The sequence below is a fragment of the Treponema sp. Marseille-Q4130 genome (assembly GCF_014334325.1).
Lineage (GTDB): Bacteria > Spirochaetota > Spirochaetia > Treponematales > Treponemataceae > Treponema_D.
Genome location: NZ_JACSET010000002.1, coordinates 78,086 through 92,839, shown reverse-complemented (window position 1 = coordinate 92,839; position 14,754 = coordinate 78,086). Strand labels below are relative to the sequence as shown.

The window sequence follows — 14,754 nt, the reverse complement described above, 5'->3', positions numbered from 1 at the left end:
ATATGATTCCATTTAATATTCCTCCGGTAGTTGGAACTGAAATAAAATATATTCAAGCGGCGATACATAATCGTAAACTTTGCGGCGACGGCCCGTTTACTAAACGATGTACCGAATACCTTCAAAAAAAATTTAACAGAAAAATATTACTCACAACATCCTGTACTTCCGCGCTTGAAATGGCGGCTCTGCTTTGTCATGTTAAAAACGGCGATGAAGTGATCCTTCCCTCTTACACATTCTGTTCGACAGCCGATGCATTTGTACAACGCGGAGCGAAGCTCGTTTTCGTTGATATCCGCCCCGACACGTTGAATATCGATGAAAATAAAATCGAAAAAGCAATTACGCCAAAGACAAAAGCTATCGTAGTCGTACATTACGCCGGTGTCGTCTGCGAAATGGATACTATTATGGATATAGCGCGCCGACACAACATTTTTGTTATTGAAGATGCGGCACAGGCAATATTTTCCACATATAAAAACCGGCTTGCAGGCACGATCGGTGATTTCGGCTGTCTATCGTTTCACGAAACAAAAAACCTTAGTATGGGCGAAGGCGGTGCTCTCATCATCAATCATGACAAAGATTCGGAAGAAGCGGAAATGATCCGTGAAAAAGGAACAGATAGAAGTAAATTTATCCGCGGTGAAGTAGATAAATACACGTGGCGCACTTACGGGTCTTCTTATTTACCGAGTGATTTAAATGCCGCTTATTTATGGGGCCAACTAGAAAGTGCAGAGATAATACAAAATTATCGCATGAACGTATGGAATACCTATTTTAATGCGTTTACAGGTGACGCCGTAGAGTCCGTACTCCGCTTGCCCTTAGTGCCCTCTGAATGTAAACATAATGCGCATATCTTTTACCTCATCGCAAAAGATCCTGTAATGCGAAATGACCTCATAGCATATCTTAGGAAAAAAGAAATTCAATCTGTTTTTCATTATATTCCGTTGCACAGTGCTCCTGCAGGGATAATTTACGGTCGTTTTGACGGGAAAGACATCTATACGACACAATACAGCGAACGGCTTATACGCTTACCCTTATATTACGGTATCCGTCCTGAAGAACAGGACGCGGTTATTACAGCAATACGACAATACGGCAGCAACCGATAAAGGTATTATAATATGGCAGAAGAAATGTTCCAAAAAGAAATCAGTATTGTTATTCCCGTTTATAACAGCAAAGATTGTATTGCAGAACTCACCTCACAAATTGCAGACGCGTTAAAAGGAATCGATTACGAGCAGATTATGGTCAACGACTGCAGTCACGATAACAGCTGGGATGAGATAAAAAAAATAATAAAAACAAACCCCGTAATGATCGGTATCAATTTAAGAAAAAACGCAGGACAGGACAGTGCCATTCTGGCAGGTCTCAATTATGCAAGCGGCAAATGGATCATTGTCATGGATGATGATCTGCAGCATTCGCCGTATGATATTTTAAAATTATATAATGAAGCGAAAAAGGGCTATGACGTCTGCTATGCAAACTTCTCTGTAAAAGAACAAAAACTTTGGAAAAACATCGGCAGCTGGCTTAACGGAAAAATAAGCGAAATTACGATTCAAAAACCGAAAGATATCTATCTTTCACCTTTTAAAATAATTCATTCATCAGTCGTAAAAGAAATAATAAAATTTAACAATCTATTTCCGTACATCGACGGCCTTATCTTTCAAATAACGAGAAATATTACACAGATATCGATTAAACATCACAAGCGTACAACAGGAAAAAGCAATTACAATTTAATAAAGTCCATACAAGTATTTTTCCGTATGCTATTCGGATTCTCTACCGTCCCGCTCAACATAGCATCTTGTTTGGGATTTATTTCTGCATTTATCGGATTGATTTTGGCTGTCTATTATGCGGTCGTATATCTACGCGGTAAAGCCGATGTTGCCGGCTGGACAACGATTGTCATCCTTTTACTTATACTTGGAGGAATGATACTTGTTTCGTTGGGTATAATCGGAACATACGTCGGCCGGATATATTTGACTGTAAATGCTACTCCGAAATTTACTATAAAAGAAATAAAATCGGAAAATACCCATGCAGCATCAAAAGAATAATATAATTTACATCTTATTGATGCACTTTGCTTTCCTCATATACAGTCTCTATGCCGTTATCGGAAAATTCGCCGTACGGGAAACTTTTCTTTCAACAAAATTTATTTTGTTATATTGCCTTATATTTTTTATTTTATGTGTCTATGCGATTATCTGGCAGCAAGTATTGAAAGCGATCCCCCTGTCGATTGCGACGGCAAATAAAACGGCGACGATCATTTGGGGAATCGTCTTCGGCTCCTTGATCTTCAAAGAAAAGATTTCCTATACGATGATCATCGGCGCCGTTATGATACTGTGCGGCATCGTAGTCTTATGCATGGAAAAAAACGATGCATGACATGATCTTTTATATAGCCCTGCTTTTTATATCGGTTTTCATTTCGGCGTGTTCTCAAATTATTTTAAAAAAAGCCGCCGGGAAAAAATACGGTTCCGTATTTGCCGAATATTTTAACGTTCCCGTCATTTCCGCATATACGATTTATTTTATTGCCGTTTGCATCGATTTAATCGCACTGAAAAAGGTACCCGTCTCGTATATTCCCATCGTTGAAGCGTCAAGTTATATATTTGTCATTCTGCTCGGTAAACTTTTTTTAAAAGAACACTTGAGCAAACGAAAACTGATCGCAATGAGCATAATCTTTGCGGGTGTTGTAATCTATTTTTTATAATGGAATAAATATGAATTTAATTACGAAATCGAAGATACTGTTTCAACAAAAGAACTACAAAGATCTGATTCAAAAAATAATCGCTTATCTGCGTTTTCTTTGTTTAAAATGCTGGTTTATATTCACCGGCAAATCGCTCGATCCCGATTTGAAAAAAACCAATAAAGATTGGATTATATTCACCTATCTTAAGTATAAATATAAAAATTTTACCGTAAACTCTCCTGTTCCCGGCACAGGTACTGAGCAAAATAATATAATTTGGTGGTGTTGGCTGCAAGGAATTGAAAATGCGCCGCCGCTTTGTAAATGTTGTCTAAAATCGTTACATAAAAATATGCCGAATAATAAAATTATTATAATTACCTATAAGAACATATACGACTACGTCGATTTTCCGGAATATATAAAAGAAAAATATCGAAAGGGGGTTATATCCGATACTCATTTTTCAGACCTTTTACGATTACAGTTATTGATAACCTACGGCGGAACATGGATCGATGCAACCGTATTTTGTACAAAATATCCTGAATATGCATTTAATGTACCGCTTTTTGTATTTCAAACACGAGAGCGAAATGATCCCGGTATTGCAGCACAGAACTGGTTTATCCATTCTGAAAAAAACAACCCTATCTTAACGTTGACCAGAGACTATCTATTCGATTATTGGAAAAGTCATAATTTTTTACTGCATTATTTTGTCTTTTATTTCTTTTTCAAACTGGCAACCGAACGATATCCGAAAAACTGGAAAGCCGTTCCGTGGTTTCCCGATTTGCCGCCGCATATCCTTCAAAGAGAACTGAGTACGCCGTATTCGGAAACACGTTTTAATCAAATACAAAGAATGTCGGACATACATAAACTTTCATATAAACTGTCTGAAAAAAAATCTGCCGAAAAAACGTTTTTTGACCATATTATGTGTATGTATGAAAACCCGAATTGACAACAATATAATTCCAAATTAAAATTATACGTTATGACGGTAAAACATAAAACCGTGTTATTTGCGTACGCCGTAATCGCTATAACCGCTTTGCTGCTTTTTAACAATCTGTTTTACAGTTTTTGCTGGTCTGACGAAGGGTTTTACCTGTCTACGGTAAACCGTATGATGACCGGCGAACGGCTGTTCATCGACGATTGGTCGCCGACGCAAAGCTATGAACCGCTTTTATATCCGCTGTATGCGCTTTTTATTAAAATCGTCGGAAGTACGGACGGAATATATCTTTTTTTTAGAATCGCAACGTTGTTCTTTCAAGCGTTGACGGCAGTCGCGGCGTATTGTATTTTTTCAAAAAAAATGCGCCGTTCGGCTTCATTGACTTTAGCGCTTGTCGCTTTGATCTTTGCACGCGCGTGTATAAACGGACCGTCGTATTATGTGATCGGCTGCGAAACCTATCTTTTGGGTATCGTCGCGTTATACGCATTCTTTGAGCTGCACCGGCATAGGTTGTTTCTTTTTATATCCGGCATTTTTTTTGCGCTGGCGGTACTGTGCAATCCTTACCTTGCGCTCGTATACATTACAGTATCGGCTGCGCTGCTGATCTTTTCTGCGACGAGAAAAAGATGGAAACTCTGGCTTTGTATTTGGGCAGGTACGGTTTTCGTAGCCGTGATATATATCGCTGCGGTACTGTACAAAACGGATCCTGTAAGCATTTTGAAATCTTTAAAATATATTTTCAACGATCCGGCATACGGACGAAAGCCGATCCACACGATAAAGCGCCTCTATAAATGTCCGCGTCTCATTCTCTTTCCGTATGTAATCACGAATCTGCCGATAATCGCCGCATATATTGCCGTTTTAAAAAAACGTATCGCGCTGACGCCGAAGACAAAACCGCTTTTATTTTTACTTAATACCATCCTGCTCGTCGTAAACGGTATCGTAATCGAAAAAGATTGCGGAGCTTTTATCATGGCATTTTTTCATTACGGTATCTTTACGGCGTTGCTGTTTTCTCCGTATACCCTAAAAAAAGCCGCCGTCGAATACAAAAGAGAATTACTGTACTTTATCATCCCCGGATTAATTTTATCGTATTTTTTTTGTTACGCATCCGATACGAGTTTCGGTGTCTGTTCCATAGGAATGGTTGTAGTTTCCGGCGGCATAGCATCCGTTTATATACAATCGTTCGAAAATGCTTTTCCGTCTGAAAAACTTTCCAATCGATTATTAAAATATCTTCCGCTTGCGATTATCGTGTGCGGTACTTTTTTTTATCGAGTCAATCTGACGTATAGAGATATCCGCCTTTTTCCGCATATTGCGTTTATTCCCTCACGCCATCCGGCAACAGAAAAAATAACACAGGGGCCGGCAAGTGGGCTCTATACCGGCAGTATATACAAACGGCAATACGACAGCATCCTGCATACGCTTGAACGTATCGATACCGAAAAAGGCGATACAATTTTTATTTCGCAGCTTGCGCCGTGGGCGTATCTGGTCGATAAGAATCTTGCATGCGGCGCACCGACAACGTGGCGGCTGCCGCCGAGCGACTACAGAATCGAGCCGTATTACGAAGATTTCGCCGGTCACAGACTGCCGGATTACATCCTCTTTCTCGACAAATCGATACGCGATAACGATAACGAGATATCGGGAAACGAATGGATTATTCGGCGATTAAACGAATGCGGTTACGTACAGACATCGGTCGCCTGCGGTATTTTATATGCGGCGAAACGCAAAGGATATGCCGAATGAAGTATGTATACGTTTTGGTATCGAGTCCGAACGATCTCTATTACGAACAGGCGCTTATGTCCGTCTATTCGCTCAGGCGTCACATGAAAGATGCCGACGTCGTTTTTCTTGTCGACGATACAACGGCCGCTTCTTTTTTCGGCAAGCGTTCCGAGCTCAAATCCTACGCAGCGTCGGTCATCCCCGTTTCATTCGACGATACCGTGAACGGCGTCGCCCGCTCGCGTATATTGAAGACGACGATTCCCGATTATATTCACGACGATTTTTTATATATCGATTGCGATACCGTAATAACCGGCGAACTATCTTCAGTTGAAAAGCATACAGCCGATATAGCCGGCGTACTCGACGGTCACGTTATGCTGGGCGACCATGTGCACAAAGATTATTTTTTAAAACGCGATAAAAAACTCGGCTTTTGCGGAACGAAAAAAAACGGTTTCCATATAAACAGCGGCGTATTCTTCGTTAAAAATACCGAAACGAGTAAGCAATTTTTTAAATTATGGCACGAACTGTGGAAATACGGCTATACGGTAAAAAAAGATCATCACGACCAAAGCGCATTTAATGAAGCATGGTATCGGATGCGATTCGGAAATGCGTTTTTGGACGGCGAATGGAACTGCCAGCTGAGCCACGGGGGGCTCGCGTATCTGAAAGACGCAAAAATCATTCACTACTATTCGTCCGAATTCGGCGGAAAAAATTACGTTCCCTACTACAAACTTGCGGACGCATCTCTTCTCAAAAGAATAAAAGAGGCGGGAACGATTCCTGACGATATAAAAACCATGATCGAATCTCCGAAGTTTCAATTTAATAAAGTGCATCTCGTAAACGACAAGCGCATCGTAAGCATCATGCAGTCGCCGCTTTTGTTTACCATCGCCGATATGAAAGCCCACGCACCGCACGTCTTTAAATTCTTCGAAATGCTGGCAGGGGGCATTCGTGCATTGGCAAAAAAAGTAAAACGACTCAAACGATAATGTGTATGCTGTTGCAAAGCGGCGCCGAGCAGGATATTTTTATCCGTATTTTTTGAAAGATTTTTTTACGGGAGGTTTTTGCTATGAAAATAGCTGTTGCAGGAACTGGATATGTAGGGCTTTCAAACGCGATACTTTTGGCCGAACACAACGACGTATATGCCGTCGACATCGTTCGGGAAAAGATCGATATGCTCAATAACAAAAAATCTCCGATCGTCGATAAAGAAATCGAAACCTATCTTGCAAAAGGGAATCTTTCGCTCACGGCGACGCTCGATGCCCGACTCGCATACGAAGGAGCCGACTTTGTCATTGTTTCGACGCCGACAAATTACGATCCCGAAAAAAATTATTTCGATACGTCGTCCGTCGAAGCCGTCATCGACCTTGTAAAAAAAATAAATCCCGACACGGTGATCGTCATAAAATCGACGGTTCCCGTCGGCTACACGGAAAAAATCAGAAAAGAAAAAGAATTCCCGAACATACTCTTTTCTCCTGAATTTTTACGCGAAGGTCATGCGCTCTACGACAACCTCTACCCGTCGCGTATCGTCGTAAGCTATCCCAAAGACTGTGAAGCGCTCAAAGAAAAAGCTGAAACCTTCGCTTCGCTTTTAAAAGCGGGCGCAATTAAAAAGGATATTCCCGTGCTTTATCCGCACTGTACCGAAGCGGAAGCAATTAAACTGTTTGCAAACACTTTTCTTGCGTTGCGTGTCGCGTATTTCAACGAACTCGACACGTACGCGGAAGTCCGCGGGCTTGACACGCGATCGATTATACGCGGCGTATGTCTCGATCCCCGCGTCGGCGACTTTTACAACAATCCGTCGTTCGGTTACGGCGGATATTGTTTGCCGAAAGATACGAAGCAGCTGCTCGCAAATTACGACCGCGTTCCGAACAATTTAATCGGCGCGATCGTCGAATCGAACAGGACGCGCAAAGATTTTATCGCCGATCGGATAATCGCAAAAAAGCCGAAAACGGTCGGCGTGTACCGTCTGACGATGAAAGCGGACAGCGATAATTTCCGTCAATCGTCGATTCAAGGCGTTATGAAGCGCATCAAAGCGAAGGGCATACGGGTCGTCGTCTACGAACCGACGTACAGCGGAGGCGATTTTTTTAATTCGGAAATAATTAAAGACCTCGACGAATTTAAAAAGCAATGCGACATCATAATCGCAAACCGATCGGCGCACGATTTGGACGATGTAAAAGAAAAAGTCTATACGCGCGATTTATTTTCGAGGGATTGATGATAAAGCCGCAATTGAATTTTGACCGATGTATATATTATACTTGAATGGCACATTATGATCTTTTAGTTCGGCGCTTTGCCGGTAAAACAATCGCCGACCGGTCGCAACTTACCGGTTCAATTCAAATGGAAATATAAAGGAGCAAATAGAAATGAACGCTTTTTCAAAAAAAACGGATATAACCCTTTTAATTGTATCTACAGCAGCTCTTGCAGTGAGCGTAGCTTTGATCGCATATTCCGCACAGATTTTCACATATATTCAAACCGTTGTCGAAACACAAATGTTACATCGTCCTATAAATCCTGCAAAGGTTCGGCAGACAATTGCTCCGCTTATCGGATTTCCGATTTTTACGGTTATTTTTTTTGACGCTTTGTTTTTTCTTAAATTTTCAAAAAAAACGAAGATAATTTTGATCGTGCAGTTTTTTATCGCAGCTGTGATTTTGACAGAATTCTGTGCTTTTGCGCGCTGCATACAAAACATGGACAGCGATATGGCATCTGAACTCATGCTTGCCAAAGAATGCTTTACGCATAAAACATTTTGGCCGCGCTCATGGCATTATTCGACGGAATTGCGCCTTTTAAACACGCAGCTTGTTACATCGTTCCTCTTTGCATTTACGTCGAGTTGGCTTACGGTAAAAGCCGTCTCTGCGATTATTTTGTGTTTCGCGTTGCCGCTCTCGTTGTGGTTTTTGCTCGGAACTCTCGGTGTAAAAAACCGATGGATAAAGCTTCTGTGTGCACTGTTTATTTTTATACCTTGGTCGCGTACGATGTGGAATATTGTGCAATTCGGAAATTATTATATTCCGCACATCACGATAAGTTTTATATATACGGGGCTTTTTCTGTCACTCGCATATTCGGAGCTTTCGGCAAAAAAAAGAAAAACGTTTGCGATAGTTTTTTTCACGCTTGCCTTTATTTCAGGAGCGTCGGGTATACGATACATTTTGAATTTTCAGTTTCCTATTGCACTTGCAATTGTCGCTTTTTCCGTTTATCGTCTTGTAAACCGAAAAGAAGCATTTGATTTTTCCCATTTTTTTATAAAAGACAGGCCGACGTTCTATGCCGTGATGAATATTTTTTTAAGCGGTTTCGGATATATTGTAAATTCATTGGTGCTGAAGAGGCTTTTTTCATTTTCAACATGGAACGATATACGATTCAATACTATCGGAGACGTCAGTTTTTCAGATGTTCATCGATCGATATTTGAGATATTCGGTTATCATAACGGTGTGCTTGTTTTCGGACCTGCAGGGATAAACAACGTTATGCTATATAGCGCGTTTATATTTTTTATCGTGTGTTTTGTCGTATGCATAAAAAAACATGAATCGGAACATAAACGATTTTTCTTTATCATAGCTGCAGTTATGATTGTTTTAAATTCATTTGCAATAATTCATACAGAATACAAGGATCGATATTTTATTCCGTCTCTTGTTTATTGTGTCCCATGCTTTGCGCTGTTTCTAGAAAGCCCAAATCTTTCCGTGCTGAAAAAATACCTTGTCGGCGTGTCGTTTTCTGTTGCCCTCATTTTAGGGGCATTTACCACTTATATCGATGTTTTAACTTCAGATGGGAATCTTGATAAGCGCGCCGTATGCCGCTTTCTCGACGACAACTACGATTTCGGTTATGCGACGTTTTGGAATGCAAATGTTTTTACGATGATGACGGACGGCAGAGTTGAATTCGGAAATCTTTATTATGATACGATAGACGGCGTCAAATATATTCCAACTAAATTTAAATGCGATTTATGGCTGACACCCGAGCGTTTTTATCGCGATGATTACAAAGCGAATGAGCCGATTTTTTTCCTTGTAACTCAAAAACAATACAACGATGCTTCCCAGCGTGCCGTATTTAAAAACGGGACTCAGGTCTATTCGGACAATTTTTATCGTGTGTTCGAATTCAAAAACAAAAAAGCGTTTATCGATGCGTTTTAATAAGTCTGATAAAAAAGCTTCGGAATTAGGATGAGCGATATTTTCTGCCGCGCAACAGTTCGCAGTTGAAAACCGTACGCGCGATTTATTTTCGAGGGATTGACGGCGAGGATTTTCAGCAACGAAGCGAATGCGACGCTCATGCGAACGTTGACTTGCGCGGCACATTGCTCAAACAACATAAAATCGCTACAATCGTACGCATGAAACCGACGCTCATAAAAGATCTGCTTGCATCAAAGCCCGACGGAAAAGCCGTCACCGTGTGCGGCTGGGTGAGAACCGTGCGCGATTCGAAAAATCTCGTATTCATTCAAGTAAACGACGGCAGCTCGTTTGCATCGATCCAGCTGACTTTCGACCGTACGTCCCCTTCCGCCGGAGCCGACGTCAAAGCGATAGAAGAAAATATTGCAAAAGCGAATACCGGCGCTTCGGTGCGCGCCGAAGGGCTCCTCGTCCCTTCGCCCGCGTCGGGACAGGCCGTCGAAGTGACGCTCGAAAAGCTTATCGTTCTCGGAGAATGTCCAAGCGACGCTTATCCGCTTCAAAAAAACAAGATGTCGATGGAATATCTCCGCGAAAACGCTCACCTCAGAGCGCGGACAAATACTTTCGGTGCGGTATTCCGTATGCGCAATCAGATGGCCTTCGCCGTTCACTCATTTTTTCAGGAAAACGGCTTCCAATATATCAACGCACCGATCATCACGTGCAGCGACGCCGAAGGCGCGGGCGAAATGTTTCAAGTGACAACGCTGTCTCTCGAAAAGATCGCGGAGATCGGTGTCAAAGCGGGGAATGCCGGCAAAAAGGCCGAAAGCGCTTCATCCCTCGTCGATTATTCGAAAGACTTTTTCGGCAAAAAAGCGAGCCTCACGGTGAGCGGACAGCTCGAAGCGGAAACGCTTGCGACCGCCCTTTCGCGCGTGTACACATTCGGACCGACGTTTCGCGCAGAAAATTCGAATACTCCGCGCCACTTGTCCGAATTTTGGATGATAGAACCCGAAATGGCCTTTTTCGATTTGGACGACGATATGGATTTGGCCGAAAGCTTTATCCAATACCTTTTGCGCTGGGCGCTCGAAAAGTGCCGGAGCGATTTGGAATTCTTCGACAAACGTATTCAAAACGGTCTCATCGCAATGCTCGAACACGTCGCCGAAACGCCGTTTAAGCGGATTTCGTACACCGAAGCGATCGAAGCGCTCGAAAAACACGCCGATAAATTCGAATACAAGCCGTTTTGGGGCTGCGATATTCAAACCGAACACGAGCGCTACCTCACCGAGCAAATCTACAAATGCCCCGTCATGGTTTACAATTATCCAAAAGCGATCAAAGCGTTTTATATGAAACAAAACGACGACGGCAAAACGGTAAAAGCCCTCGACGTCCTCGTTCCGGGCATCGGCGAAATAATCGGCGGAAGCGAGCGCGAAGAAAATTACGACAAACTGCTGGCTGCATGTAACGAGCGCAATATGGATATGTCGAATTATACGTGGTATCTCGACTTGCGCAGGTTCGGCACGGTACCGCATTCGGGTTTCGGCCTCGGATTCGAGCGCCTCCTCCGCTACGTTACCGGTATGTCGAACCTCCGCGACGTCATCCCCTATCCGCGCGCGCCGAAGCTGGCGGATTTTTAAAAAGCGCGCTATAATAAGCCGTTCATGAAAAGACGGCATAAAAAACGCTCGGCAAAAAATACGGTCGGTCAGCTCATCTATTTGACGGCGTCGTTTTACGCGCGGAACAATCTCTACACGTGCGCGGCTTCCTGTGCGTTCGGTTTTCTCTTTTCGTTTATCCCGATCGTGATGACGGTACTCGCCGTCCTCGTGCGCATCACCCATGCCTCGCCGGAAATCATCGATTCGGTTTTATCGCGTATTTCCGAATACAAAACGATGTTCGACGCCGAATCCTTTATCGACGGTATACTGAAAGTAAAAACCTTCGGCCGGATCGAATTCGTACTCGCCCTTTTTATCGTGCTGATGTCGAGAAAATCATTCGCAGCGGTCATGCAGGGCATGCGCCGCATTTTTCATAAAAAAATAAAATCCCGCGCGATCTTCAACCATGCGCTCATCGTCACCGGAGAGCTTGCGCTCGTCGTCATCGCGACGATCATCGTACTTGCGGTTTTTGCGTTCAGAAATTTTTTTATGCTTTCCCCTCTTGCATCGCTGTCTGAAACGCTTCATCCCTTTTTCGGAGTCGCGCCCGGCACATTCATCACCGCAGCCGAGTTCGCACTCATCTTTATCATCGTGCTGCTCGCCTACCGCTATGCGTCGGAAACGAAACCCCGTGCAAAACTCTGCGCAGCCTGCTCCGCGCTGTGCACGCTTTCGTTTTTTGCAGCGGCAAAATTGACGAATGAATTTTTAAACATAGCGAATTACAATATCATTTACGGCGTTTTGAGCGGGGTTATGATTTTTTTATTTCAAACGTATATTTTCTTTACGCTGTTTTTTATCTTCGCGCAAGTGGTATATATAGTACAATTTTTTGATCCGCTGCTTTTAAGCGAATTATATCTTCTGCCCGACCGCGACGACACGAAACTCAATTCGATCGTAAAGCGCACCCTCTTTATCACGCCGTCGGCGATTATGAACAAGAATAACGTCGAAAATTATAAAGCGGGTTCGATCATCTATGCAAAGAACGACCGCTCCGACGATTCGTATTACGTCGTCAGCGGCGCAGTGCGAATCAACAGAAACGGAAACCTTTCCTACTGCGATACGGGATCTTTTTTCGGAGAAGAGACGTGCATACTCGATCAGGTGCGCACATCGGAAGCAAAAGCGGAAACCGACTGCAAACTGATGAAGATTTCGGCCGAAGAGTTTCGGAGCCTTCTCGAAATAAATCACAAAACGGCCGAAAAAGCGCTGTCGCACATATCCGAATATGTTTCGCGAGTTTATGGACGAACGGAAACTTTCCTGCTATAATAATAAAAATGGCTAAGTATATATTCATCACCGGCGGAGTCGTTTCGGGACTCGGCAAAGGCATCGCTGCGGCATCTATCGGGCTCATCTTAAAAAGCCGAGGCTACAAAGTCGTCAATCAAAAATTCGACCCGTACTTGAACATCGATCCGGGAACGATGAATCCCTACCAGCACGGCGAAGTTTTCGTCACCGACGACGGAGCCGAAACCGACCTCGACTTGGGGCACTACGAGCGCTTTACCGACGCTTCTCTTTCCCAATCATCGAATACGACCGCAGGTCGCGTCTACCTCGCCGTTTTAAACAAAGAGCGCGAAGGCGGATTTCACGGCGGCACGGTGCAGGTCATTCCGAATATCACCGAAGAGATCCTCCGCCGCATGATGCTTTCGACGGAAGAGACGAAAGCGGACGTCATCATCACGGAAATAGGCGGTACCGTCGGCGACATAGAATCGCTGCCGTTTATGGAAGCGATCCGCCAGATGAAATATAAAGTCGGCGAAGAAAACTGCTGCTACATTCACTTGACGCTCGTGCCTTACATGAAAAAATCGCATGAGCTCAAAACAAAGCCGACGCAGCACTCGGTAAAAGAGCTGCAGGAGCTCGGCATCCAGCCCGACATCATTATGCTCCGAACCGAAGAGCCGATCGATACGGCGACCCGCGAACGGCTCGCATCTTTTTGCAACGTCGACACGAATCACGTCATACAAAATCTTACCGCGCGATCCATCTACGAAGTGCCGCTTCAAATGGAAAACGAAGGACTCGGCAAAGCGGTATGCGAAGCGCTCTCCCTTAAAAACCCGGTACCCGATCTCGCCGATTGGCAAAAGATGGTCGACAAATTCAACAACCCGAAACGCAAAGTGACCGTAGCGCTCGTCGGAAAATACGTCGAACTCCACGACGCATACCTTTCGGTTGCCGAATCGCTCGTGCACGGCGGCATCCACAACGAAGCGGACGTAACGATCGATTGGATCGGATCCGAAACGCTCCCCGACGATAAAGCCGCCCTCGCGCGTTTAAAGGCCGCCGACGGCATCATCCTTCCGGGCGGCTTCGGCGGACGCGGTATCGAAGGTATGGTCTACGCCGCGAAGTACGCGAGAACTCACAAAGTGCCCTACTTCGGCATATGCCTCGGCATGCAGATTCAAGTCATTGAATACGCGAGAAACGTGCTCGGCTTAAAAGACGCGAACTCTTCGGAGATGGATAAATCGACGAGCGATCCCGTCATCGATTTGATGCCCGATCAAAACGGAAAGATTCTCGGAGGTACGCTGCGTCTCGGAAAATACGAATGCAAAGTAATGCCGGGTACGCTTGCCGAAAAAGCGTACGGGGCTGAAACGATTTGGGAGCGCCACCGCCATCGCTACGAATTCAACAATGCCTACCGCGACAGATTGATACAAGCGGGTCTCGTCGTCTCGGGCGTAAATCCCGAGCGCGATTTAGTGGAAATATGCGAAGCTCCCGATCACCCGTGGATGGTCGGCGTGCAGTTTCATCCGGAATTCAAAAGCCGCCCGAACCGCGCGGGTCCGCTCTTTCGCGAATTTATTAAAGCCGCGTGCGAGTATTCGGCAAAAAAATAGATCGTAAAAACAAGTCTGATCGAATATGTTCATTTCATAAAAAAAATCCGTTCTCACATCGGAGGCGCTATCCGTGCTGTGTATGGCATATGTATAAGCGGCGACGATCGCGTAAACAGTTTATTAATTAATAATAAACAATGAAAAACAATTTTAAAATCAATACGATATTGTATATAACCTTCGCGATCAAATGTTGTTATAAAACGTACGGAATTTTGTAACCTATACTGCAAAAATAGAATTTCGCAAATATTGACTTAGTTACAGCCGTATGCTATCCTTTATTTGATTTGCCCGTAATGTACATCGTATTTCAAGCGATGTACAGGTGCACACGGCAAAACGGAATTATTTATTATTAAATTTATTACGATAACGGATAATAAATTTT

12 protein-coding genes are annotated in these 14,754 nt (G+C 43.7%); all 12 read left to right on the top strand.

The genetic code is table 11. From position 1 onward, the window contains the following. The first annotated feature begins 2 nt into the window (after nucleotides 1-2). Nucleotides 3-1,133 (top strand): dTDP-4-amino-4,6-dideoxygalactose transaminase, encoded by a 1,131-nt coding sequence (gene rffA, locus H9I36_RS02265; RefSeq protein ID WP_187383774.1) that lies wholly within the window; start codon nucleotides 3-5, stop codon nucleotides 1,131-1,133. Between the two features lie 12 nt (nucleotides 1,134-1,145). Then, complete coding sequence (locus H9I36_RS02260) at nucleotides 1,146-2,105, top strand: glycosyltransferase family 2 protein (protein ID WP_255422633.1); 960 nt, start codon at nucleotides 1,146-1,148, stop codon at nucleotides 2,103-2,105. A 19-nt stretch (nucleotides 2,106-2,124) separates the two neighbouring features. After that, a complete protein-coding gene (locus H9I36_RS02255) occupies nucleotides 2,125-2,445 on the top strand; it encodes an EamA family transporter (protein WP_255422632.1) in 321 nt (106 codons plus the stop codon). Next, on the top strand, nucleotides 2,438-2,782 hold the full coding sequence (locus H9I36_RS02250) for an EamA family transporter (protein ID WP_255422631.1): 345 nt from the start codon (nucleotides 2,438-2,440) through the stop codon (nucleotides 2,780-2,782). The genes H9I36_RS02255 and H9I36_RS02250 overlap by 8 nt, the downstream gene beginning before the upstream one ends. Before the next feature lie 10 nt (nucleotides 2,783-2,792). Beyond that, nucleotides 2,793-3,737, top strand: coding sequence for a capsular polysaccharide synthesis protein (locus tag H9I36_RS02245; protein ID WP_187383772.1), 945 nt, complete (start codon nucleotides 2,793-2,795; stop codon nucleotides 3,735-3,737). 33 nt (nucleotides 3,738-3,770) lie between these two features. Further along, nucleotides 3,771-5,522: an ArnT family glycosyltransferase gene (locus H9I36_RS02240; protein ID WP_187383771.1), complete on the top strand. Its 1,752-nt coding sequence runs from the start codon at nucleotides 3,771-3,773 to the stop codon at nucleotides 5,520-5,522. After that, the gene (locus tag H9I36_RS02235) at nucleotides 5,519-6,517 is read left to right on the top strand and encodes a glycosyltransferase (protein WP_187383770.1); all 999 of its coding nucleotides are present in this window, start codon (nucleotides 5,519-5,521) and stop codon (nucleotides 6,515-6,517) included. The genes H9I36_RS02240 and H9I36_RS02235 overlap by 4 nt, the downstream gene beginning before the upstream one ends. 83 nt (nucleotides 6,518-6,600) lie before the next feature. Beyond that, nucleotides 6,601-7,785 carry a nucleotide sugar dehydrogenase gene (locus H9I36_RS02230; protein WP_187383769.1) on the top strand — a complete coding sequence of 395 codons (1,185 nt, stop codon included), beginning with the start codon at nucleotides 6,601-6,603 and terminating at the stop codon, nucleotides 7,783-7,785. Between the two features lie 379 nt (nucleotides 7,786-8,164). Beyond that, the gene (locus H9I36_RS02225; RefSeq protein ID WP_255422630.1) at nucleotides 8,165-9,766 is read left to right on the top strand and encodes a hypothetical protein; all 1,602 of its coding nucleotides are present in this window, start codon (nucleotides 8,165-8,167) and stop codon (nucleotides 9,764-9,766) included. 203 nt (nucleotides 9,767-9,969) lie between these two features. Then, on the top strand, nucleotides 9,970-11,421 hold the full coding sequence (gene asnS / locus H9I36_RS02220; protein ID WP_038081876.1) for an asparagine--tRNA ligase: 1,452 nt from the start codon (nucleotides 9,970-9,972) through the stop codon (nucleotides 11,419-11,421). 24 nt (nucleotides 11,422-11,445) lie between these two features. Continuing rightward, nucleotides 11,446-12,744 (top strand): YhjD/YihY/BrkB family envelope integrity protein, encoded by a 1,299-nt coding sequence (locus H9I36_RS02215; protein ID WP_187383767.1) that lies wholly within the window; start codon nucleotides 11,446-11,448, stop codon nucleotides 12,742-12,744. Between the two features lie 8 nt (nucleotides 12,745-12,752). Next, complete coding sequence (pyrG, locus tag H9I36_RS02210; protein WP_187383766.1) at nucleotides 12,753-14,360, top strand: CTP synthase; 1,608 nt, start codon at nucleotides 12,753-12,755, stop codon at nucleotides 14,358-14,360. Nucleotides 14,361-14,754 lie beyond the last annotated feature (394 nt).